Raw genomic sequence first — 24,128 nt, forward strand, 5'->3', positions numbered from 1 at the left:
AAGTATCTGTGCTTTGTTTCCATGGAGATGATATATGGATTATAAAGAATTCTATAATAATAAAACAAATTGCTTTAGAAATGTTTCTTTGCCCGGCAAGAGAATACTGATACTATCGCCACATCCCGATGATGAAGTAATTGCATGTGGAGGTTCTATAATAAAATCATTAAAGGATAATGCAGTTTTTCATATTGTATACTTAACGAATGGTGAAAGGAAAATAACTGATAAAAATGATCCCTTTCAACGGAAGAAAGAAGCCCTAAAAGTATTGCAATATTTTAACGTTAATTCTTATGAATTCTTAAATTTAGTTGATCAAAATATTGAGATTAGTTCTGCGATAATAAATAGATTGACTAATATTATTGAAAATTTTAAACCAGACCTTATTTGCTTACCACACTTATTTGATATGCAATTAGATCATTTCATGACTAATATATTATTGTTTCATGCAATTAAAAACAAATTTACATTCCAATTTAACATATTAAAATATGAAGTTTGGACATTGCTGTCTCCTAATTTAGTAATAAATATTACGGACCAAATAGACAGTAAGAAAGAGGCAATGAGAATTTACGATTCTCAACTTTTACAATATGATTATATTAATCATATTGATATGTATGGAAGAGTCCATAACATGTCTAGAATTCTATGGGATGAAAATTTTGTATTATTAGAATATAAATTCAATATAAAGAACAAATTTAAAAATACAACACCTTGGACACATTCTGAGGCATTTATTACAATGAAATATAGTGATTTTATTAGTGAAATCGAAAATTTGAATGGGGTAATATAATGCAGATTTCTTGTGATTGCCATGAAATAAATATTGGTAATTTAGTTTTAGGAACCAATTTTAAAAAAGAAGTAATGGATTTGCGTAATGTAGAAAACATTCTAAGTACTTTTTTTCAAAATGGAGGAGTTTGTATTGATACGGCACGTAGTTATTGTGGAGGTGTAAGTGAAATTTTTATTGGAAGATGGCTTAAGAAAAATGCAATACGAGAAAATGTTATTATTTCAACGAAGGCCGGACATCCTGAGCAAGGAAACAAATTTCGTCTATCTAAAAAAGAAATTGAAATAGATTTACATTTAAGCTTAAAAGCATTGAAAACAGACTATATTGACCTCTTTTGGTTACATAGGGATGATCCCGATATTCCCGTAGGTGTTATTATAGATTATTTGAATCTTTTTGTTGCAGAGGGAAAAATAAAGTTTTTTGGTGCGTCAAATTGGAAATTTGATCGAATTCATGAAGCAAATGAATATGCCAGGAGAACCAATCAACAGGGTTTTTTATGCTCACAAATACAATGGTCCGTTGGTGTACCCATTCGTAGTATATATGATAATTATGGCATGAGATGTATGGATGCAGAAGATTATGATAAATATATGATAAGTGGATTACCAATTTTTGCATTTTCATCACAAGCAAAAGGTTATTTCTATTATATGGAAATCCAAAAAGAGTTTGGTTATCGACAAAAATGCTTTGATACTAAAGAAAATAGAGAAGTCTTTAGAAAACTTCGATATATTTCAGACAAATATGGCGTACCATTAACTTATCCAATTTTGAGCTTTATTCGCTCAAGCCCACTGAATGCAATACCGGTTATAGGATGTCGCACCGCTTCGGATTTGCTAGATAGTTTTTCAGCTATTAATTTTATACTAAAAAGTGAAGAATATCAATCGTTACTCAGTTTCTAAAGCATATTCAGTTTCTAAAGCATAATAGTGCTCGTTATGATTAATAAAGGGAAGTGTCTAAAACTTTAAATTTTAGGAGAAAAATAATATGTATAATGCAGCTCATAAATATCAAATTATTTGTGATAGAATAGATATTGGTAGCAATATGGATATTAAAAACCTGTTGTATAATCAAATCATTCTTATTACAGGAGGAGGCGGTTCAATTGGAAAAGAACTTTGCAAAAAAATCATTCAGTATAATCCAAAAAAAATTATTGTTTTTGATGTAAACGAGTTATCTTTATTTACTATGTCAAATGATTTTTCGGAAGAAATTGAGAAGGACATTATTACTTTGACATTGGGTTCTGTTTTAGATTATAAATTGATTGAGCATATTTTTCAAAAATATCAGCCCAATATTATTATACATGCTGCTGCTTATAAGCATGTACCAATAGCGGAAAAAAATCCTTCTGAAGCAATAAAATGTAATGTGCTTGGTACTCTAAATATGCTTAACGCAGCTATAGCATTTAGTATTAAGCATTTTATTTATTTGTCATCAGATAAAGCGGTTAACCCTAGCAGTGTTATGGGTGTAACTAAAAGAATTGGCGAAATATTGGTAAAATACTTCAATTCATTAACTTCAAGTTATTATACAATTGTTCGATTTGGAAATGTATTTCAAAGTAGCGGTAGTGTCTCGGAAATTTTTATTGAGCAATTGTTCGCAAAAAAGAAAATTACTATAACGCATCCGGACATGAAACGGTACTTTATGTCAATAAGCGATGCTGTGAGTTTAATACTTTCATCAGCCGTTTTATACAATGAGGGAGATCTTTTTTTGTGTGATATGAAGCAGTCTGTTAGAATAACAGACTTGGCAAAAGAAATAATAAAAATGCTTGGTATTGATTATCATGAAGTTGAAATACAATATACATCAGTTCGTGAGGGAGAAAGCTTATTTGAAGAACTTTGCTATTCGACTGAAATATTACGAAAATCCTCAATTGAAAACATTTATATCTGTGAGTCGCAAGAGGATTGTCACAATATTTTAGAGAGGGTATATGACCTTTTGCAACATTTATATGCAGAAGATCTATTAGATTATATTCGCAGAATCGTTCCACAGTATCAAATTGAAAAAAAACCAAATAGTAAGAAAAGAAATGAAGAGGCCGTTAATGAGTAAAAAATATAAACTTGGATGTAATTGGTCTCTAGCATTACGCAATTTGATAAAATCAAACTCTATAGATATTGATTATATAAAAGCCGGTGAGCAAAAAGACTTTAAAGAGAGAATGCATGAAATTCGTGATCTTCGTCCTATTTTGTTACACGGTGGAATTGGTTTTTCGCTTAGGACAGGTATGATAAGTTTGAGTCAGGTAGATTTTACCTATTTAAATAAACTAATTATGCAATGCGGTTCTCCACAATATGGTATTCATATTGCATTAACTCAAGATGAAAGTCGTGATATGTTCACAGATGAAAAAATATTTGCGAATATGACGTCGGTAATTAATGAATTTAAAAAAGCATTATCTGTACCTTTGCTGATTGAAAATACTCCAGATTGTCTAGTAGATCAGCGATTTTACAAATTTGTTCCTTACATTTTTCCAGACCAAATTAATAGATTATTGCATGATAATGATGTATCGTTACTTTTAGATATAACGCATGCAAAAATTACGGCAAGATTTCATGGATGGGATATCCATGGATATTTAGAGTCATTATTGTTAAACAGAGTGAAAGAGATTCATATTAATGGATGTGGAGCAGATAAAAAAGGAGTTCTTATGGATTCACATCAAGCAATGGAAGATGAAGATTTTGCATTATTGGATTGGGTTCTTTGCCGAACAAACCCCGAGATTATATCCCTTGAATATAATGGTTATGGAAATGAAAATGAAAGTACTATTGCTTCACAAATCAAGAAATTCTTTGATTTTTTTTGAAATAGAAATAATATGTAAAAATTAACAATAGAAAAAGTAATTTAATATTACTAAATGGAGGAAGTTATGGAACTAACTAACGATTTAGATATGTTAATTAAGCTGGCCATGGAATTACAATCAATCGCTCAAAATGGTTTAACATACACAAAAGATCATTACGATCAAGAACGGTTTGAAAGAGTGAGAGAAATATCTGCTCAGATCATGGCTATGAAAACTGGTTTTTCAATTGAAAAAGTTAAAGACTTATTTTGTAACGAAACAGGATATCAAACGCCCAAAATAGAAACGCGAGCAGCAATGTTTAGCGAAAGTAAAATATTACTTGTAAAAGAACAAGGGAAATGGGCTTTACCAGGTGGTTGGATTGATTACAATGAAACTATTGCCACAAGTACTAGAAGAGAAGTAAAGGAAGAAACAGGTTTAGATATTGAACCCTTGAGAATTATTGCCATACAAGATAGAAATAAACATAATTGGCCGAAATTTGCATACGGAATTTGTAAAGTTTTTATTCTATGCTCTATTGTAGGAGGTAGTTTTCAGCCGAACTTTGAGACTACAGAAAGTCAATTTTTTTTATTTGATGAATTGCCTATTTTAGATGAAGATAAGACTACCTATAGCCAAATTCAAATGTGCTTTGAAGCATTCTATAATGAAAAATGGGAAGTCATATTTGATTAAGAGGTGAAAATGACTAATAATGATTTGATCCAGCATATAAATTATTTAAAAGATAATAATATTTTTTATAGTAAATATTTTCAAGATCATGTCGATTGTAATACAATAGAAGAAATTTATTCAAATATGCCTGTAATTACAAAAAATATTATTGAAGATAATATAAGGGAGTACATTACAAAAGATTTTATGCCATATATGGACAGTAAAAGTTTAATAGATATTTTTCACGATGTGAAACACCTTTCTGGTAATTATGATCGGGAAATAATTGATAATGAAAAAAGATGGTTTCTTGAAAGTACTACTGGTTCAACAGGATATCCATTTACTGTATTGAAAACTTCAAGCGAAAAACTTTGGGAGTCAAAATATCTAATAGAGAAAAGAAAAACCATTGATTCAAATGCAAATATGAAAAATGGGTTTCTTCTTTTAGAACCAATAGATCCCATTTTAAAGAAGATAAGGTATAGATCTACACTCGAAATGGATATGCCACTAATTTTCAATCATTTAGTAGCTACGCGACCTAGGTGGATATTGTGCACTACATTAGTATTGCGAAAATTATATGAGTTCATTATAAACAATAATTTTGTTGATAAGGTCAGAGATTTAAGAATTTCATTTATTGAAACGACCAGTCAAAAATTATATGATTATGAGATAAAAGAAATTTCGGAATGCTTTAACTCAAGAATAATCAATCAGTATGGTTGTCGAGAGGTTTGGAATTTAGGCTATGATTGTTTGTATGGCAATATGCACACTAATAATCAGTATATTAAATTAGATTTAGTTGACAACAACGGCAACCTCATTGAAAAAAGTAATGCTTTAGGTGATGTTATTATTACAAGTAAATTGCATAAATCGTTTCCCTTTTTTAAATATTATCTGGGTGATGCGGCCACATTGAGTTATGAAAAATGTAAGTGCGGCAACGAAAGTCCTATTATTAATTTGTGTGGAGGAAGAGAAAAGGATAAACTAATCAATACTAAGTATTTTGGTACTGAAATATTCCGTAAAGTACTGAGGGGTATTCATTATAAATATAGTTACTATAATTTAACTAAAATAAAGATAATTCAAGATCAACCATATCATATTACAGTTTACTGTTTGGTAGATTATAACTATAGAAAAGAATTTAGAAAAACTTTTCTTGAAATAAGCTCATTCCAAATTGAAAATTTTGATTGTTTTCAAATTAGTTTTTTTTATACTTATCCATATTCAGATGAGAATGAAGGATTAAAACCGGAGATATTTACTAATATATTATAAGTGAATTACATATGCAAATTATGAAATTTTGTGTAGTGGCACTTAAGAGAGGCGGCAATGAAAGGTAACCTAAAGCTGATATGGCAGTTTGCAAGGAATTTTAAATCTTACTTTATACTTTTATATTTCTGTATCATTACCACGACCTTCATTGGTTCAGCATATCCCTATCTGTTTGGCAGACTGGTGGATGAAGTATTTTATGATAAAAATAGAAGCGTATTTATACAGATCGTGTTTTTATATGGTGGTTTGTTTCTTATAGGGCAGATTCTTCATTTTACGCTTAATATTACATGGGCGCATTTAATGACCAGATTTTTATTTACCGTAAGAAAGGCACTGTTTGATAAGACATTCAGCTTGAAAGCAAAGACATTATACGATATACAGACAGGGGATATTGTCAAGCGTATACGGGATGACACGGACGAGTTTATGCATTTTATTCATTGGAATGTATTGTATCTTAGCGCAGGGGTTATCAGTTTGTTGATTGCACTTGGGATGATATTTTATTTTAACGTGTATATAGGATTTGTGACAGTGACGGTTACTCCTCTAATGACATATCTGACCCGTCGGTTTGGTAATAAAGTAAAAGTGATATATACAAAAACACGGACAGAAGATGGAATACTGCAATCATGGCTTTATGAAATTCTTAAAGGAATGCGTGAGGTTGTAACACTCGCAGCCAGCAGTAGGATAATATTCCAGTTTGCGAAAAAGTACATAAGAATCATGCGTTATTCCATTGAAACAAACAGGATAGAAATCATATCGGAAAGGGTTGGAACAGGTGTTACGCTTGCGGCAAAGATGATTGTTTATATTTTGTGTGGCTATTTTATATGGCGTGAACAATTTTCGGTAGGTGCATTTGTTTCTATAGCTGCATATTTTGAAATTGTATCCGCCCAATTAACAGAAATTTCACAAAAATGGGTTGCGATACAAAACAATATGACAGGTGTTGAACGCGTCCGCTGGTTACTTGAACAGGAAAGTGAAGAACGCTATGAGACTCCCCTTATTGTTACCCACGGTGTCGTGGAGTTTAGACATGTTGATTTTGCGTACCAGCCAGGAATGGATGTTTTGCGTGATATAAATATAATTATAAATAATGGTGAAAAGGTTGCGCTGGTGGGGAAAAGTGGAGCGGGTAAAAGCACAATAGCTAATCTCATGCTGGCTTTTTTCCAACCGGATAATGGCGTTATCTATATTGACGGTCAGAACATTAACAACGTAAATTTGGAAAGTCTGCGCCGCCAAATAGGAATCGTTTGGCAAGATGCTTTATTATTTGATGGAACAATCCGGCAAAACCTTTTAATAGCCAGATCTGACGCATCAGAGGGTGAAATGGATGACGCATTACAAAAAGCAAATCTTTTAGGTTATATTAAATCCTTGCCACATGGCATTGATACAGTGGTCGGTAAAGGCAGTCAAGGGCTATCGGGTGGACAAAAGCAAAGATTGGCGATTGCACGTATTTTCTTAAAAAACCCCAAAATATTGATTTTCGATGAGGCTACAAGTTCATTGGATGCGGAGAATGAAGAAGTGGTCAAGGAGTCATGGAATGATCTGGCCGAAGGACGGACTGTGTTGATTATTGCTCACAGGCTTTCCACGATAAGTGATTCCGATCGCGTGGCAGTGCTTGCGGAAGGTCACTTGGCCGCTTGCGCTCATCATAGTCAACTTTTTGGTAATTGTGTGGAATATGATGAATTGTATGCCGCGCAATATAACAAGGAGGTAGTGTGAAGTCATATTCCTAGGTTTTAAACAAGTTAAAAAGAGCGACAGTATTACCGCCTTTAGAAAAGACTATGTAGAAATGGTATCAGGCTATCGCAGGAGGCGGAATGGTATGCCCTTCCCTTTCTAATCTTTTTCCCGGCACTCTCATTATTCTGAGGGGTAGCCCGGCCCAAGAGCATAGATGCTTAGCAGATTTAAAAACCGTCATATCAGCTCCATTTTCGGCGATGATGTAGCTGGCAGATTTTGTGGTAAAACCAGGGACATCAGAGGCAAGTTTTATTAGCTCAGTATAATAAGGCTGAGATAATCCGGAGATGCTCTCATCAAGTTTAGAAACAATGTGAGAGATATAATTCACATGTTCTCGGCAGAGTTTCATTTTTAAAGACTGGTCATTGGAAATCTCATAGCCTAAGATGGAAGCAATAACATCATCCGCTTTGTTCTTTGCACTGCGTAGTAAAAGAGATTTACAGTGTTCAGGATTGAAGGAGTCTGTGGAGAGAAGATAGTCAATATACTCGACGCAGAGCTGCCTAAAGAATCCGTAAGAACAGAAGCTAAAGAAATGTTAGAGATAGTAAGGGAGTTCTGAAGTCTCATTTTCTCGCTGGAACGGTCATTAACAAGTTTTGAACGATAGCGGAACAATCCACATGGCATCCTTATCATCAGTTTTCTGACCTTTGATTGCACGAATATATTTGGGGTTGGCAACTACCACATGAATATGTTCTTCAAGGACATTGAAGATAGGAATCCAATACTTGCCGGTTGAGTCCATGCAGACATCGGTGCAACGACTCCGTAGGAGCCAGTCGCGATAAGATTTAAGATTAGAATTAAAGGTGCTAAAGCGTTTCTTTTTGTAAGAAGTAACACCTTTAAAATCAGTAGTGGCAATACGGACGACAATGATTTTTTTGTGAACGTCCATACCGGCACAATTACGATGAACGATACGTAACATAAAAGCCTCCTTTCAAAAGAAGCAGGCATTGACTGGTTTCCCAGCATAATAAAACGCAAGGCTTTGCTAAAACAAAGATTAGCGACGTGTTTAAAACACACTGATTTGTGCTTGAAAAGGAAACCGGCACATGTTAGTGTGCGGACTTGAGACCGACCGGATGGAGGGTGAATATTCGACTCTCCCTCCCGTGTTCTGTAGTGTACCTGCTGGGGTAATTATACAAGAAAGGAATTTGCTGTAAAAGTCAGCAACACACTTCATTCGTATTTGTGTTGCCGCAAAGCGGCAAAATGTTAGTTAGTGTGAAAGAAAAGTAGGGGACAGCCAAAGTTGGCACTCTTTAACAAGCTGCCGTAAGGGCAACTTCTTAGATTGTTTGATAGTCTTTTCCTTCTGCTTTTCAACTAAGGTAACAGGCATATCAAGTTTGTAGAGATTGCTTGGATTCCATATTTCACCAGTAGAAAGCATCTGGTAGATAGCTGTGAGAATCTTCGGGCGATTGTAATAGTGGCTCTTTTTTTACCACAGCGTTTTGAGATGGATTCAAATTTTTTTGTAGTAAGGCGAAGTGCTGGATTTAACGGCTACATGGGCACATTGAACTTTCATAGTCATGCTCCTTTCGTAATAAAGTAAGAAGCCATTGACTGATCTGCCACACAATTAACCAAGGTGTTAAAATTCTTAGTGTACGGTCTTATAGAGCCACTTATTTGTGCTTGAATAGGCAGAACTTACACTGATTTATATGCTGTCTAAAACGAGAAAGAATTTACAACTCCTCCTCCCGTGCTTTGTAGCATAGCTTCTAAAGCAATTATTTTACGGAAGTTAAGGAAAGTGAATACTTTCGTCACTATTTGTACCGCCATAAAGCAGCGGAATGGAGATTAATATGAAGTCGAAAAAACGTCAGGCTGTGCGTCCAGTTATATATAAACGACTGATACCGTTGATGCCAAATAAACAGTATCTATCTGGACTGTTGGGCATAAAAGCAGGATTGCTTGTTACCGGTGCAATTACTCCTGTTTTTTATAAGCTGTTTGTTGATCAAGTGCTCATCAATAAAGAAATCATACTCATCTTCCCGGTGGTGACCGGTTATGTTGCTATGTTTGTCATCGATACAGGATTATTATTAGCACAGCGTGTAGTTACTAATAAATGTTTTCAACTTTTTTGTGCGCGTCTTCGCATAAATATATTGAAGATGTATGCGGCCATGCCTGCAAAAGAGTATGAGGCTTTCGACGTGGGAGATTTGAACACGAGGATGCAATCCGATATTAGCGCCTGTCAGGATTTCTTTGGTAATCAAATCGTTGGATATCTATATCATTGGGGTATTATGATTGTATATGGAGTAGTTCTTCTCTTTATCTCATGGCCATTAGCGCTATTCGGATTTGCTATGATACCGTTCTCTTTTCTGCTCACAAAAACCCTCAAGAAAAAAGGAGGAGAGATTTCAGAACAGTATCGTAATAGGTATGGTCAATATGAAGGGTTTGTTCATACATCATTACAGAGTTGGCGGGAAGTAAAAGCACTGAATAATGAAAGACAGGAGAGCGATAAGTTTTCGGCACATTGGGATGTGCTTTCGCCTCTATTTGTTAAACGACAGATATTTTGGTTTCTTAATCGAGGGGTTATAGCTTTTAAGGATTTGTTCATAACCCGCATGAATATCTATTTCCTCGGTGGATTGCTTATTTTGGGCGAGCATTTAAGTGTGGGCGGACTTCTTGTCTTTATGCTTTACTATGAAACTCTTTTTGCAAGCGTAAGTGCGATAATAGATTTCGATATATCTCTAGCAACCCAAAAACCATCTATTGACCGTGTATTAGAAATACTGAGACCGAGGAACGATAATGTTACTGCACGGACAAAAAAACTACAGGGCTTCCACGACATTTTTATATTAAAGAATGTTTCTTTTTCATATAATGAGATTATCAAAGTATTACATAACATCAATCTGTCTATAAAAGCTGGAGAACGCATTGCGGTGGTAGGAAAAAGCGGTAGCGGTAAAACTACGTTGGCAAAGCTGATCATGAATATATATGAACCAATAGACGGTGAAGTAACAGTAAATGGTATATTATTAAACACCCTTGAAAAGCAATCATTACATCGAATTATAGGAAATGTGGCGCAGGAGCCTTTTCTGTTTAATCTTACCATCCGCGATAATTTGTTAATGGTTGATAGTAAAGCTGATGACCGGAGGCTTGATGAGGCATGTCGAATGGCGCAGATTTATGATTTTATCCATTCGCTTCCTGATAAATATGATACTATAATTGGTGAACGCGGGATAAAGCTTTCGGTAGGGCAAAAACAACGGCTGGCTATTGCACGGGCTGGACTCGCCGACACTCCTTTTTTGATTTTTGATGAAGCCACAAGCGCTCTTGATTATGAAACCGAAGAATTGGTTCAAAAAGCGTTGGATGCTTATTCGCGCGGGAGGACAGTAATTTCGATTGCACATAGATTATCTGCTGTAAAATCCTGTAATCGAGTCATTGTATTGGATAATGGACATATTGTAGGTGATGATTCGCACGAGAATTTAAGTAAGGAGTGTGAGGTATATCAAACGTTATTTTTAAATCAGTAAAAAGACATGGTGATTGTTGTTTAACAACTTAATCTATCATAAACGAGTAAGTGGCTGTTTATTTTACAATAAATGAATATCCCTATTATGCGAGTGTGGAGTTTCATAATTTTTAATTTTATATTACGGAGGAGTTGCTTTATGGATACACTTTTTAAGATAGTTTTTGAAATTTCAGAAGAAAAAAATTATCAAATTACTGAGGAAACTGATTTAATAACCGATTATGGGTTTGATTCTTTAAAATTTATACTATTAATTTCTGAAATTGAAGAAAAGTATGAAATAGAGTTTGATATTGATGATATAGATATAGAGAAGCTTAGATCAATGAGCTTATTAACACAATTAGTAAATAAAAAAATTGGTGAAAAAGATAATGTATAGCATAACTTCTCATTTGAATTGCCTTCAATTTTGTTTATATAATATATGTAAAAAATATTATGTTGCTGATTATCTTATGTTTTGCAACAGCTGGTGTTTTTCACACGATAACACTAAGAATATATCCCAATCACTATCAATTCCTTTAAGGGATTATGAAAATGTATATTTAAAAGAATATCAAGGACTGTCTACAGAAATAATTTCTTTTGATTCTTCTAAAATGGAATCCGTTATACAATTAGTATCGAATAAAGATTCTGTGGAAATTGATGTAATTATTCATATTGATTCTTTTGAATGTCCGTGGCATAAAGGCTATCGGAAATTAAGTATACCACATTTTATTCAGGTTAAAGATATAAACTATAAACAAAAAAAAATCATATGTGATGATCCTTACTTTAATATGTTTCAAATAGAATTGCCATTTGAATATTTTCTATCAGGTTGTAAAACAATCCGTGTTCTTCGGCACAATCCTACTGATAGCAAAATTAGCTCTGATGTTATTTTGAATCATATCAAGGAAAGAACCAATATAAAGCAAATAACTGAAGATATTGTTTCTTTTGCCCAGAGATTATCAGAAGTAAAAACAACCTATGAATTATTTGATTATAGAGATGATGTTTTCTTTTGCTCTAACGTAAGAAATTTAAAATTTATTGCCGACAGTCGATATGGGTTAAGCTATTTATTTAATAACTTGAGTATGCTTAATGATGACAATAAAAAAAATTTGGTTAGTTTAGCAGATCAAATGAATATCTGTGGTTTATTATACGAAAAAATAAATAATTATTATATGAAATTATATTATAGAAATTCAGGTTTTCGGGTAAAACTTCAGTCAATACAAAATAAGTTTATTGAGATAGCTGATATTGAAAATATGATTTATAATCAATTAAGCCAGTTGGAGAAAAAACATGACTCTTCAAGCAATGTTATACAAATCATATCAAAACAACAATGATAAAGATGCAATCATTACTGACGAAAATTTGATAAGCTATAATGAACTTTTTAAAAAAGCTTATTTGATTAGTTCCTATATTTCGAAAGCTATGAATTTTAAAAAAAAAATTATTCCGCTATTATTTACTTCATCGGAATATTATATATACGGAATATTAGGAATATTGTATTCTAAGAATATTTTTATGCCTTTAGATATTACACATCCTATAGATAAATTACGAGATTGTCTTACATCATTAGAATGTGACTTTTTGATAGTTGACAAAAAAGTATCGCCTCATATTATTGATGCAATAAAAGAAATAAATATACAATTCATATTTATAGAAGATATACTCTCAAATAGGGAACCAGCATCTATAGTTTATAATCTTCAAGATTATAAAGAAGAGGATGATATATATATATATTTTACATCTGGTTCAACAGGTAAACCTAAAGCAATTTTAGGTGTGAACAGAAGTTTGCTTCATTTTGTTAAGTGGGAAATAAATGAGTTTAATGTAAACAATACGGATACATTTGCACAAATGACATCCCCTGCATTTGACCCATATTTAAGAGATGTTTTTACTCCTTTATGTTCTGGTGCTAAAATACAATTGGTAAATAGAAATATTATTTTAGTTCCAAGGCTGTTTGGTAAATTTTTGCATAACTCCCAAATTACTTATTTGCATACTACGCCTTCTATACTGAGAAGTTTAATGAATTTTACCTTTAATAAAGATTATTTTGAAAAACTAAGGTACATGTTAATTGCTGGCGAAGTATTGCCGCCGGATATTGTAAAAGCTTGGTATTCTAATTATGGCAATCATACAATATTAGTAAATCTATACGGCCCTACGGAAACTACGTTAGCAAAAGTATTTGCACGTATTCCAGATAATTTTTCAGATGAAATTGTTCCGGTAGGTAAACCAATCAACGATACTAATATTTATGTTATGAATGATGGTGCTGATACTTTTACTAAATATAACAAAGAGGATGTTGGGGAGATATATATTGAAACAGAGTATATGACACATGGATATTATAATGACAGTAATCATACATCTTTTAAAACTAATAATCAAAAAAAATGCTATGCAACTGGTGATTTGGGATATATAAAAGGAGGAAATTTATATTTAGTTGGCAGAAAAGATGAACAAAAAAAAATTGGCGGGGTTCGAGTAGATTTGAACGAAATTAAGAGTTTTATACTCAAATATAAAGAACATAAAATTGAAGATTGTATTGTTTTATATGAAAGTAATCTACTGATATCTTTTTATATTGCTTCTAATACAATAGATTTAAAGGATATAAGGAAATTTTTAGAAACTCGGTTATTGCCTATTCATATTCCACATAGATTTATAAAGGTTAATCAATTTCCAATGTCCATAAATGGAAAATTAGACAAGAAAAAGTTAATAGAGGAAATGCTATGATAAATTATATATAAGGATGCACCTACAACTACTAGCTTGGGGTTAATTTTGTTAATTATACTTTCAAATTCGAAATAATTTATATCTAAATTTTCATCCAGAGAAAAATAAAAAACTAACTGTTAAAAGTCAAGCCTAAAAGTGATTATTTTTGAATGAATTTTCCGAAAAAAAGCAGGAGCAAAACATCTCGGCTATGTAGGAAACATAGTGGAGAGTGTTGGCACAAATGGAAGTCTTGTTGTGGATTATGCTTATGGGCAGAACGTCTACAGTGACAACCAGTTCCTAAATGATTATCTGGAGAAGCAGCCTGTTTATGGTAAAATGGTAACGCTTGTAGCAGATGGAGCATACAGCGGGGAAGCAGACGTAAAAGCTGCAGCAGCGTATCAAATAAAGCTTGTTACAGCAAATTTCACCAGCAAGAAGCCGGCAGATATTTTTGCAGAGTTCCAATTCAGCGAAGATGGAACGGAATTACTGGAATGCATCGCTCAAAAACACCCGTATTATACGAGATATGACCCACCCAATAATCGTTGCGCCGCATATTTCAAAAGAGAAGACTGCGAGCGCTGCCCCTATGTGGAGCAATGCTGTCCCCGTATCCAGGGAAACCAGGCGATAAGGGCGCTTTCCTGGAAAGCCGTGAACCGGGCAAAAATGCTCCGTTACATGAAAACAGAAGAATTTCGTGAACTGGCCCATTTCCGAAACGGAGTTGAAGCAATTCCCACCCTGTTACGCAGAAGGTATGACGTTGACAAGATATCGGTGCATGGAGTAAAGCGAACCCGCCTGCATTTTGGGTTAAATATAGCGGCACTGAATTTCCAGAAGCTGTTGGACTATACAGACAGCTTAGAGTGGTATACGCCAAAAACAGAAGCAGCATAAATAAGACGAAAACACTTCCGGATTTATTCCTTCCTATCCAGTTTCTTTCTTCGCAAAAGTCAAATCGTGTTAAATTTTCAAGGTACAAACTAAAAATCAGGCTGTTTTAATATGCCTTTTGACACCCTAATCTTTATCAGAAAGAAATAAATGCTAATAGAAAAAATGAAGTTTGGAATTGCAAACCATATATTGATAAAGCATTAAACTCATATGATTTGACAAAAATTGAAGACGTACAAAATATTTTGGATATTGTTGACCAAGCTTTTAACGGAAGAATATTTCAAAAGTTTCTTGAAACTCTATTTGAAAAACTAGCAGAAGGTCATGCGGAAGGAAAAATAGTTGGATATACATATGTATATGAGAATTATAGAAATTATCTTCAAAAGGGATCTCTTTTCTAGGAAATTTACGCCTGTTTGATATATAATAACGATATAAAAGGAAGAAAGGGGTGTCCATTATGAAAGAAGTCCAGGGATACTACGATGGAAATACGGAACAGTGGAACAGGATATCCTGCCGATGATTGTCCGGTTTGTATGACATATGGTATACTTTTTAAAGTAATTCAAAAAATGTGTGATCTATTTGCATAGAAACTACATGGGGGAGAAGAACATGTTTTTATTTCAAAGGATTGAAGAAACCATGATGAGGTATACTGATGCCAGACATGCAGTAGGAGAATTTATTATTCAGGAGCAGGGAAATGCTTATAAGTATACCATAAGTGAAATTGCGGAACGTACCTACACATCAAAGGCGACAGTGGTCCGCTTTGCAAAGTCCATGGGGTATGACGGCTGGAAAGAGTTTATGAAGGACTATATTGCAGAGGTGCATTATCAGAGCCTGGTACTATGTCAAGAAAAAGTACAAGTTAAACGTGAACTTTTTTCATAGCCTTTAAAATTATCCAACTTTAATTCGATTTTCTTTAATTCCTGCCAAAACTTTTTTTCATATTTATCCGGTGAGAGATAGTCGCAATGACTATGTATTCTAACAGTATTATAGAATGTTTCTATATACTGAAATACAAGCCGGTAGGCATGGTCATAATCTAATATTTTAAAGCGGTTAATCCATTCTCTCTTTATCAGTGCATGAAAGGATTCTATGCAAGCATTATCCCATGGATATGCTTTCTTTGAGTAGCTACGTTGCATTTCTGCCGTTTCCTTGAAATAGTCACTACATACGTACTGAACGCCTCTGTCGCTGTGTATTACTAAAGGATTATCTATATTCCGAACCCTTTTTGCCTTCTTAAGGGCTTCTATTACCCACTTTGATTCCAGTGTATCACTTAATACCCAGGAAATAATTTTTCTGGAATATAAGTCCATAATACTTGTCAAATAAACAAAGCCTTCAAAAGTCCATATATAGGTAATATCCGAGCACCAAACAGCATCCGGTTGCTCTGGATTAAATTGTTCTTCTAATATATTTTTCAACTGGTCACTAAAGTCAGATACAGCTAAGAAAATTAAATACGCAATAAGAACATCGATATTAGTAATCTCTTTGTTTTCATTATCATTAACAGCTTTCGCATCAAATGCTCCAAGTGCTCAAATAAAAGAAGAATACTATCAGGAGTATCTAACCATCGCAAGTGAAATTAGCGAAGAGGTAGGAATCTCAATGAGAGTAATACCGGCCAAGGAATTTCAGGATGATCAATGAATAACACCAGAAGAGTTCCGCGCATCAATAAGTGGAAATTGAATCTGATCCTGCAATTCAAAGACTAATTGCGTTTTGTAAGGCAACAGCAGCGTATAATGATTATCGTGAAAATTCAAATATGATAGCACGGCCGACAGGTCCTATGTATGAACTCGATGGTAGGATTTATCCTGTATATAGTGACACGTACATACTCGACAATTTTACTCGTATAGGCATAGATATCTCGATTGATGAAGGACTAATAAACGCACGATTTAACATTGATACACATGGCAACCAATTATCTCATTACTGCAAAACGATTGGTGAAGGTGGGCCTTTTCTTTTGGTTCCTGCCACAGGTAGGTGGGCATCTGATTTTGATAAATCTCTCCAAGAACATTGGGGAGGAGCTTCAATTCGAAATTGTACCGTAAGTCGTGAAGAATCTAATGGTGATGAAGTGCATACTTACTTTACTATTATGGAGAATAAAATAACATTAAAATATAATAAGTGTGAATCATTATACATTAGTTGCATAGAAGACGTGCTAAGCAACTACATTTTTGATGCACGAATTGTTATGAATGGTTATAAGGGAATAATAAACGTGTGATATTGTTGACACAAAGAGTAAGTGTGGCAGTGGTATAGTATATTGACAAATTAGGGGGACAAAAATGGCTGAAAAATGGAAAGATAGGGATTTAGAATCAGGGCTTATCGTTTGGGGAAAAAATGGAGAAAATCAAAGTGATTTTTATGCGTGCTATGATGGAGATGGCAATGTACATTGTCATATGTATTATGACAAACGAACAGGAAGAAGAGAAGTTATTCATCGAGGCACATGTGCGGTTTGCCGTGACAAAAAAGGGTATCCTTTCGATAACAGAGACAAAAGATGATACTTATGTTCAAGTGAATGTACCGTAACTGTAAAAAGAATTTCATAGAGTGATCACTTTATAAGAGTCAATTCTATGAGACTTTTTTGCTTTATGGGGTGCATCCTTTTCTTATAACAGCTTTGGCCAATTCGCTCTAATGACATAAATTAATAAAAGCTACTATTAGAGAAATTTGATGGCGTTTTTAACAATTATGTCGTAAGTTGCTTGCATCCATTTTACATAGTAAATAATAGGCCAATTATTTCATATAAAATGGGTTCTAGGAATAAAAATATTGTACAAACCAAACCTGAAAATAAAAAATTTAGTCCTTACTTGACACCAGCCGACGACGGCCCTCATCCTTATTATACGGAGCAGATTTTAGATGGACTTAAGAAAAGAGGGATTAAGGCAACTTTTTTTGTTACCGGAATGAATGCGGAAAAATATCCGGAAATCATCAAGAGGATGTATGACGAAGGACATGTGATTGGAAATCATACCTTTTATCATACGCAGCTGACCAGCAAAAATCGAAAGGAATTCAAGGAAGAGCTGATACGTACCGACGCAGTCATCAGCGGAATCACAGGAGATGATGTGATCTACGTCCGCCCGCCTTATGGAAGCTGGGATAAAAAGTTCGAAACGGAGCTCAACATGTTCCCGGTACTGTGGACGATCGACCCGCTTGACTGGTGCTCCACTAATGTAGCTTGCATCACGGAGAAGGTGGTGAATAAGGCGGAGGAGAACGACATTATTTTGATGCATGATTATTACCCGTCTACAGTTACGGCAGCTTTTAACATCATAGACGAGCTGACGAAGGAGGGGTATAACTTTGTGACGGTGGATGAGATATTGTTTGATTAAGTGAACTGCACCAATTGAGATGAAAGTTACAAATTAAGATTAATAGGACGGATGAATAATAAATATCACATTCGTTTGAAATATGTATACTAAATGATTGAAAGTATAATAGAACATCATAATTCTGTTGTTAAAGTATATATTATACGATATCATTCCATAATTTTTATAATTATAGAGACATTTAAACAATTTAGTTAGTAAAAGAGCCCCCGTATTCAAAGGCTCTTACATAAATTTTATATTATATTAATCCGTTTTATCGCTACTTTTTTGTTAACCATATCCTCCCATGAACATATATACGTAAATTGGAAAACAACCTCCTCTTTCCATCTGTTATAGTCTCATAAATTAAGACATTTTTAGACTGGTTTGTGGAAAAAACCAGCTCATTTCGAAATACAATACAACATATTGTTGAATATCTCAATGTGTCGTTCTTCGTCCAGAATAATTCTATGTAAGATATCTACAATATTGGAATCCCGTATGGTATCAGCTTGGTATCTATATTTTTGAATAGCCGCTTCCTCTCCTTTGATGGAGTTAATGATGACTTCGGTGACCTCTCTTGGATAATGATTGTATGCCGGCGTCCAATAGGCTTTCTTACGGTTTTGTACACTCCATAAGCGCGGATCGGCTCCCATCTTATAGGCAAGTTCTGCAAACATATCTAAGTGGTGCATTTCCACAATACTGATTTCATGAAAACACATTGCAAAATCGGCGTAGATTGGATTAAGTATGACGCTGTTATAAAAGTAAAGGCTCACGGCGGTCATTTCCGAATTGCTACTGCCCACATTGCTCAACATAGCATACGCATATTCAGGATTATGGCATTCGGGCTGAATGGCGGGATACGGTAGATTGACGGAGATATTACAGGTAAAATCATTGTTCATAATAAAGGTCCTCCTATAGAAACTACATAGTAATATATACGTATATGAAGTAGAAAAAAGAATGCAAAAAAGGGCCATAGTTATACAAACAATTTGCGGCGCAACCTGTCTGTCAGGCATAACAACTGAATACGATGATAATTAAGCAAAAACCGGCACAAGAAACCGAAGAAGTGGAAATCAAAGGAAACGCTGGGCGCATGGTTTGATATTTACCAAATATCCACCTACTAAAACAACCTGGGTATCCTTGTTTATTGGAATATCCCAGTTCTGAACCAATTTCCCGAAGCGAAGCTTCTCCGGAAAGATATCTTTTGACAATAGTCAGTTTTTCTTCCGCTGAATATTTCCTACGTTTTGACATGAAAAATCCCCTAAGTAGATTTAGGTTATTTACCTTGTCTACTTAAGGGGAATCATATCAAATGGCCTGCGCTCTCTTTATTTATTTTATCCTATTATACAGATAAAGCGTATCTTATTTCTCTTTTTTTGGAATATTGTCTTTACCATAGTATGCCAAAAAGTAAAGCTCCTCTAATTCAGATACAAGAGGAAGTCTGGGGTTAGCTGTTGTACATTGGTCACCGAAGGCCAGATCTGCAAGTCCCGGGAGCTTGATGAGGAAATCTTTTTCATCGATTCCGTATTCCTTTAAGTTATTAGGAATTTCTAAATGTTTATTGAGATCTTCTACTTCTTTTGCCAGCATTTCTACGGCGTCAGCATTATTTTTCGGATTCCTTCCCAATTTTTTCATCAGTTCAAAAATCTTATCACCTACAATATAACTTTCATATTTCGGGAAGGATGTAACTTTAGTGGGGCAATCAACACCATTGTATCGTATTACATGGGGTAATAAAATTGCGTTTGCACAACCGTGAGGAATATGATACTCGCCGCCCAGCTTATGAGCCAGGGAATGGTTAATTCCAAGGAAAGCATTGGTAAATGCCATACCGGCAATAGTTGAAGCATTATGCATCTTCTCGCGTGCGACAGGACTCTGTGCACCCTTGTCATAAGACTCTCTTAAATACTTGAAGACTAAATCAATTGCATGAATTGCCAGTGCATCGGTATAATCGGATGCTACCACTGAGATATATGCCTCAATTGCATGAGTCAGCACATCCATGCCGGTCCAGGCGGTTGATTTCTTGGGAACGGTCATAACAAAGTCAGGGTCTATAATTGCAATATCAGGTGTCAACTCATAATCTGCCAGAGGATATTTCTTATTTTCTTGTTTATCCGAAATAACAGCAAAGGAGGTGACCTCCGAGCCTGTTCCGGAAGTAGTAGGAATTGCGACAAACTGTGCCTTTTTACCTAAGGTAGGGAATTTATAGGTACGTTTACGGATATCTAAAAACTTCAAGGACATATTCTTGAAATCTGCAGTCGGATCTTCATAGAATAACCACATGCCCTTAGCTGCATCAATAGCGGATCCGCCGCCCAGTGCAATAATTACGTCGGGCTTGAATTTATTCATTTCTTCTACGCCTTTCAGGATAGTATCAAGGCTTGGATCAGGCTCAACCTGGTCGAAAATCTCACTGTGTACATAATCAGGACGCTTTCTTAATTGATATAATACCTTGCTGACATAGCCTAATTGAGTCATAGATGGGTCGGTTACAATAAATGCTTTTGTGATGTTGGGCATTTTTGATAAATATGCGGTTGAACCGGACTCAAAATAAATTTTACTGGGTACCTTAAACCATTGCATATTATTCCTCCTCTTTGCTACACGCTTATAATTTACCAGATCGACAGCGGATACGTTATGGGTAGTAGAGTTACCGCCGTAAGAGCCGCAGCCTAAGGTAAGAGAGGGCATATTTGTATTATATAAATCACCGATCGCACCATGTGTGGAAGGTGAATTTACGAGGATACGGCCGGTTCTCATCCGAGCAGAGAAGGTCTTAATGACATCATCATCGTTGGAATGTATTACAGAGGAATGGCCCAGGCCGCCAAGCGCAATCATCTTCTCACAAAGCTGGAGACTCTTCTCCAGGTTCTGAGCCTTGATTACAGCGAGTACGGGGGAAAGCTTCTCTTTGGACAGAGGGTACTGCGGACCAACACCATCTAACTCCGTACATAAAATCTTAGCGTTTACAGGAATGCTAATTCCGGCCAGTGCTGCAATATCGAACGGTGACTTTCCGACAATGTCAGGATTAACGGCACCGGTTGCTGTATTAATTACCACGGGTTCCAGAAGTTTAATCTCTTCTTTTGTTGCGAAGTAGCAGCCATCCTTCTTCATCAGATCCACAACTTCAGCATATACGGGAGCCTCGATAATTACTGCCTGCTCGGAAGCACAGATCATACCGTGATCAAAGGATTTGGATAATATCAGGTCATTTACGGCACGCTTTAAATTTGCTGTTTTTTCGATAAAACAGGGAACATTTCCAGGCCCTACACCAAGGGCAGGCTTTCCGCATGAATAGGCCTGTTTAACCATTCCTGATCCGCCGGTAGCCAGAATCATAGATACATCGGGATGATTCATTAGTTCTCTGGTAGCCTCGATGGAAGGATATTCAATCCATTGTATACAGTTTTTCGGAGCACCGGCCTTGATAGCTGCCTCATATAAGGTTTTTGCGGCTTCCTTGGAGCATTGCTGGGAACTGGGATGGAAACCAAAAATAATCGGGTTTCTGGTCTTTATACAAGTTAAGCATTTGAACATGGTAGTGGAGGTGGGGTTTGTAACAGGGGTAACACCAGCAACGATACCTACCGGCTCAGCCACGATCATGTAATCTTCTTCTTCGTTATCTTCAATAATACCAACTGTTTTCTGATATTTGATGGAATGCCATACATATTCTGTTGCAAAAATATTTTTTGTAATCTTATCTTCGTAGATTCCCTTTCCGGTTTCTTCTACTGCCATTTTAGCAAGGACCTGTTGTTTTGCGAGTCCTGCAAGAGCCATCTCATGAACTATATTATCAACTGCCTCTTGATCTAGGGATAAGAAATCATTTAGTGCACCGAGTGCGTTTTTTACTAATTGATCAACATGCTCCTTGGGGGTGGGTTGCTGTAATTTATTAGACATAGATATCCTCCTTTTGATTGTTAAAAAATTAACATAATGGTTATGAGATGAATATAACAGAAAAAAATGTATTTGTAAATAGATTTGTTAAAAAAATAACAATTAAAAAATTATGAGTTTCCTTTTGATTTATATAATAACTTTTATAATATAAAAATATTTATGTTAAATGTAAAAATAATGGTACATGAAGTTCACGGCAGAACAAATGCTATGCGTAAGATTCAGAAAGGATACAATGATACCATCCGGTTGGCGTATTTATATAGTTTGTACGAGTGCAGCATCAACTCCAAAAGAGACCTTTCAGGATATCTTCCGGCAGTTTTATACTATTGTTATGCTAGAGTTTATTGGATTTTCAAGGGGAGATAGGGGTTTTTGCAAGTTATATAATTTCCCCCGCTATTTAATATTATATTTTAGATTAAAAAACGATAGGTTTAAAAACAATAAGAGCATGTAATCTTGTTTTTTGACAAAAACTGTGGTAAAAAGTAGATAACATCAAAAATCTGAGCTATAAGTTTATAAATTAAATGGGAATAAATCGAAATTATTCAACCAATAGAGAAGACATGGAGAAAATAAAAATCATGCTCACAATATACAATGTTTATATTGCAATCTTTTCGGGATGTTTGATTACTTTTTTGTTATCTCGTTTTTTAAAACCCAAGAAACAGACAATAACAGGCCTGCTTTTTTTCTTTTCTGTGTATGTTACACATGATTATTATTTGTCGGTATATGCGAATGGTTCTGAATACAAGTTAGTAGAATATATAGCTTACTATGTAGTAATATTGTTGGTTCTTATGATTTTTTTTGAAGGAAAGGGAATCAGCAATTTTATAACTGTATTTTCAATAGATTTTATCTTTCAGGTTACGGGAACAATCCTTGTTCTGGTTGTACTTTCTCCGATTACTTTCTTTGATGTTTATGAAATAGAAAGAATAACCGATACTCCAAATTTATTCAGCTTTCTTCTTGCTTTTGTTGTTTCTTTTATCTCATTTTTTCTGACGGGAATCATAGCAAAGAACCTATTTAAAAAGAATAACGGATTTACACGTTTTGTGTGTACGGGAATTACTTTGGTAAACTTTATCCCCGGATTTTTGAATTCCGGGAAAAGTGTATATTATGTGTTCCCGTTGTTTGTGATGATAATAGTTGGAAATATGACTTATCAAGAACTTAAGCTAAGAAAGAGTGAGAAAAGGGACAAATATTACTATGAACTAGAGGATGCCTTGCAGCTGGAACAAGAAGAACTTGCTAAAATAAGGCATGATGTTGCCAATCATATCACTGTTTTAAATTCTTCCAAGGACTCAGATTATGGTAACGAAGTACTGCGTGAAATAGATGAAAAGCTTATGAGCGGAATCTCGATTATAGACGTACTGATAAAGGAGAAACAGTTAATTTGTAATGAGAAAAACATTTTCTTTCATTATGAATTAGTCAATCTGTCTGAAAGCCGTATGGAAAGAGTGGATTGGATATGCTTGCTGGGGAATGCTCTGGATAATGCCATAGATGCCAGCGAGAAAGCCGGAGATGACAGAACTATAGAATTAAGCATGAAAAGAAAAGCATCTTACCTTGTAATATACATAGCTAATAGTAAGGATAAAGATGGAAAGCCTGAAAGTAACCATTTTATGACAACCAAGTTATCTGGACAAGGTCACGGATATGGAATCAGAATAATGAAAAAAACAGTAAGGAAGTACGGCGGACGTATCCGGTATGAGGACAAGGGGGACAGTATGCAGATGTATATTACCTTTCAGGCATGGGAGTAAGAAGGTTGAAAGAAAAGTACTTTCA

At 34.8% G+C, this 24,128-nt stretch carries 23 protein-coding genes and 1 pseudogene; 17 read left to right on the forward strand and 7 right to left on the reverse strand.

What is annotated here, in order from left to right; genetic code table 11:
- Positions 1-34: 34 nt before the first annotated feature.
- The 7 genes from CC90_RS0102895 to CC90_RS0102925 all read left to right on the forward strand — a co-directional run bounded on the left by CC90_RS0102895 (position 35) and on the right by CC90_RS0102925 (position 7,487).
- Positions 35-817 (forward strand): PIG-L deacetylase family protein, encoded by a 783-nt coding sequence (locus CC90_RS0102895; protein ID WP_031389328.1) that lies wholly within the window; start codon positions 35-37, stop codon positions 815-817.
- Positions 817-1,746 carry an aldo/keto reductase gene (locus CC90_RS0102900; RefSeq protein ID WP_051869253.1) on the forward strand — a complete coding sequence of 310 codons (930 nt, stop codon included), beginning with the start codon at positions 817-819 and terminating at the stop codon, positions 1,744-1,746. Before CC90_RS0102895 ends, CC90_RS0102900 begins: the two co-directional genes overlap by 1 nt.
- Before the next feature lie 88 nt (positions 1,747-1,834).
- Positions 1,835-2,938 carry an SDR family NAD(P)-dependent oxidoreductase gene (locus CC90_RS0102905; protein ID WP_051869254.1) on the forward strand — a complete coding sequence of 368 codons (1,104 nt, stop codon included), beginning with the start codon at positions 1,835-1,837 and terminating at the stop codon, positions 2,936-2,938.
- Positions 2,931-3,719 (forward strand): multinuclear nonheme iron-dependent oxidase, encoded by a 789-nt coding sequence (locus tag CC90_RS0102910; protein ID WP_031389331.1) that lies wholly within the window; start codon positions 2,931-2,933, stop codon positions 3,717-3,719. The genes CC90_RS0102905 and CC90_RS0102910 overlap by 8 nt, the downstream gene beginning before the upstream one ends.
- Before the next feature lie 66 nt (positions 3,720-3,785).
- Positions 3,786-4,412 (forward strand): NUDIX hydrolase, encoded by a 627-nt coding sequence (locus CC90_RS0102915; protein WP_031389332.1) that lies wholly within the window; start codon positions 3,786-3,788, stop codon positions 4,410-4,412.
- Positions 4,413-4,421: 9 nt separating this feature from the next.
- Positions 4,422-5,705, forward strand: coding sequence for a phenylacetate--CoA ligase family protein (locus CC90_RS0102920; protein WP_031389333.1), 1,284 nt, complete (start codon positions 4,422-4,424; stop codon positions 5,703-5,705).
- Positions 5,706-5,762: 57 nt separating this feature from the next.
- The gene (locus CC90_RS0102925; RefSeq protein ID WP_031389334.1) at positions 5,763-7,487 is read left to right on the forward strand and encodes an ABC transporter ATP-binding protein; all 1,725 of its coding nucleotides are present in this window, start codon (positions 5,763-5,765) and stop codon (positions 7,485-7,487) included.
- A gap of 79 nt (positions 7,488-7,566) precedes the next feature.
- Here the strand turns inward: CC90_RS0102925 and CC90_RS25100 are convergent, their stop codons facing one another.
- The 3 genes and pseudogenes from CC90_RS25100 to CC90_RS25255 form a co-directional block, all read right to left on the reverse strand.
- The gene (locus CC90_RS25100; protein WP_051869255.1) at positions 7,567-7,866 is read right to left on the reverse strand and encodes a transposase; all 300 of its coding nucleotides are present in this window, start codon (positions 7,864-7,866) and stop codon (positions 7,567-7,569) included.
- Positions 7,867-8,109: 243 nt separating this feature from the next.
- Positions 8,110-8,457: an IS110 family transposase gene (locus CC90_RS22885; protein ID WP_051869256.1), complete on the reverse strand. Its 348-nt coding sequence runs from the start codon at positions 8,455-8,457 to the stop codon at positions 8,110-8,112.
- Between the two features lie 300 nt (positions 8,458-8,757).
- Positions 8,758-9,066, reverse strand: a pseudogene (locus CC90_RS25255) (hypothetical protein); the annotation flags it as partial.
- A gap of 292 nt (positions 9,067-9,358) precedes the next feature.
- Between CC90_RS25255 and CC90_RS22890 the strand changes: the two are divergent.
- The 6 genes from CC90_RS22890 to CC90_RS0102965 all read left to right on the forward strand — a co-directional run bounded on the left by CC90_RS22890 (position 9,359) and on the right by CC90_RS0102965 (position 15,723).
- Positions 9,359-11,098: an ABC transporter ATP-binding protein gene (locus tag CC90_RS22890; RefSeq protein ID WP_051869257.1), complete on the forward strand. Its 1,740-nt coding sequence runs from the start codon at positions 9,359-9,361 to the stop codon at positions 11,096-11,098.
- A gap of 141 nt (positions 11,099-11,239) precedes the next feature.
- A complete protein-coding gene (locus tag CC90_RS0102940; protein ID WP_031389336.1) occupies positions 11,240-11,485 on the forward strand; it encodes an acyl carrier protein in 246 nt (81 codons plus the stop codon).
- Positions 11,478-12,464 (forward strand): hypothetical protein, encoded by a 987-nt coding sequence (locus tag CC90_RS0102945; RefSeq protein ID WP_031389337.1) that lies wholly within the window; start codon positions 11,478-11,480, stop codon positions 12,462-12,464. Before CC90_RS0102940 ends, CC90_RS0102945 begins: the two co-directional genes overlap by 8 nt.
- Entirely contained in the window at positions 12,418-13,911 is a 1,494-nt protein-coding gene (locus tag CC90_RS0102950; RefSeq protein WP_031389338.1) for an AMP-binding protein, read from the forward strand. Before CC90_RS0102945 ends, CC90_RS0102950 begins: the two co-directional genes overlap by 47 nt.
- A gap of 243 nt (positions 13,912-14,154) precedes the next feature.
- The gene (locus tag CC90_RS0102955; RefSeq protein WP_198528771.1) at positions 14,155-14,811 is read left to right on the forward strand and encodes a transposase; all 657 of its coding nucleotides are present in this window, start codon (positions 14,155-14,157) and stop codon (positions 14,809-14,811) included.
- A gap of 627 nt (positions 14,812-15,438) precedes the next feature.
- Positions 15,439-15,723: a MurR/RpiR family transcriptional regulator gene (locus CC90_RS0102965; RefSeq protein WP_031389341.1), complete on the forward strand. Its 285-nt coding sequence runs from the start codon at positions 15,439-15,441 to the stop codon at positions 15,721-15,723.
- On the opposite strand, the gene CC90_RS0102970 is transcribed toward CC90_RS0102965, so the two are convergent.
- The gene (locus tag CC90_RS0102970; protein WP_242843234.1) at positions 15,684-16,280 is read right to left on the reverse strand and encodes an IS3 family transposase; all 597 of its coding nucleotides are present in this window, start codon (positions 16,278-16,280) and stop codon (positions 15,684-15,686) included. The two genes, CC90_RS0102965 and CC90_RS0102970, sit on opposite strands and share 40 nt — an antisense overlap.
- 263 nt (positions 16,281-16,543) lie before the next feature.
- Between CC90_RS0102970 and CC90_RS0102975 the strand changes: the two genes are divergently transcribed.
- The 3 genes from CC90_RS0102975 to CC90_RS0102985 all read left to right on the forward strand — a co-directional run bounded on the left by CC90_RS0102975 (position 16,544) and on the right by CC90_RS0102985 (position 18,272).
- On the forward strand, positions 16,544-17,116 hold the full coding sequence (locus tag CC90_RS0102975) for a hypothetical protein (protein WP_031389343.1): 573 nt from the start codon (positions 16,544-16,546) through the stop codon (positions 17,114-17,116).
- Between the two features lie 122 nt (positions 17,117-17,238).
- Positions 17,239-17,436, forward strand: coding sequence for a hypothetical protein (locus CC90_RS0102980; RefSeq protein WP_031389344.1), 198 nt, complete (start codon positions 17,239-17,241; stop codon positions 17,434-17,436).
- Positions 17,437-17,729: 293 nt separating this feature from the next.
- Positions 17,730-18,272, forward strand: a complete 543-nt coding sequence (locus tag CC90_RS0102985; protein ID WP_242843235.1) for a polysaccharide deacetylase family protein — start codon at positions 17,730-17,732, stop codon at positions 18,270-18,272.
- 392 nt (positions 18,273-18,664) lie between these two features.
- Here CC90_RS0102985 and CC90_RS0102990 read toward each other — a convergent pair whose 3' ends face one another.
- The 3 genes from CC90_RS0102990 to adhE form a co-directional block, all read right to left on the reverse strand.
- Complete coding sequence (locus CC90_RS0102990; RefSeq protein ID WP_031389346.1) at positions 18,665-19,183, reverse strand: ferritin-like domain-containing protein; 519 nt, start codon at positions 19,181-19,183, stop codon at positions 18,665-18,667.
- Positions 19,184-19,295: 112 nt separating this feature from the next.
- Positions 19,296-19,550, reverse strand: coding sequence for a transposase (locus tag CC90_RS23550; RefSeq protein ID WP_081905851.1), 255 nt, complete (start codon positions 19,548-19,550; stop codon positions 19,296-19,298).
- Between the two features lie 114 nt (positions 19,551-19,664).
- Positions 19,665-22,286 (reverse strand): bifunctional acetaldehyde-CoA/alcohol dehydrogenase, encoded by a 2,622-nt coding sequence (gene adhE, locus CC90_RS0102995; protein WP_031389347.1) that lies wholly within the window; start codon positions 22,284-22,286, stop codon positions 19,665-19,667.
- Between the two features lie 578 nt (positions 22,287-22,864).
- Between adhE and CC90_RS0103000 the strand changes: the two genes are divergently transcribed.
- A complete protein-coding gene (locus CC90_RS0103000; RefSeq protein WP_031389348.1) occupies positions 22,865-24,103 on the forward strand; it encodes a sensor histidine kinase in 1,239 nt (412 codons plus the stop codon).
- Positions 24,104-24,128: the final 25 nt, after the last annotated feature.

This window comes from Kineothrix alysoides, from assembly GCF_000732725.1.
Lineage (GTDB): Bacteria > Bacillota > Clostridia > Lachnospirales > Lachnospiraceae > Kineothrix > Kineothrix alysoides.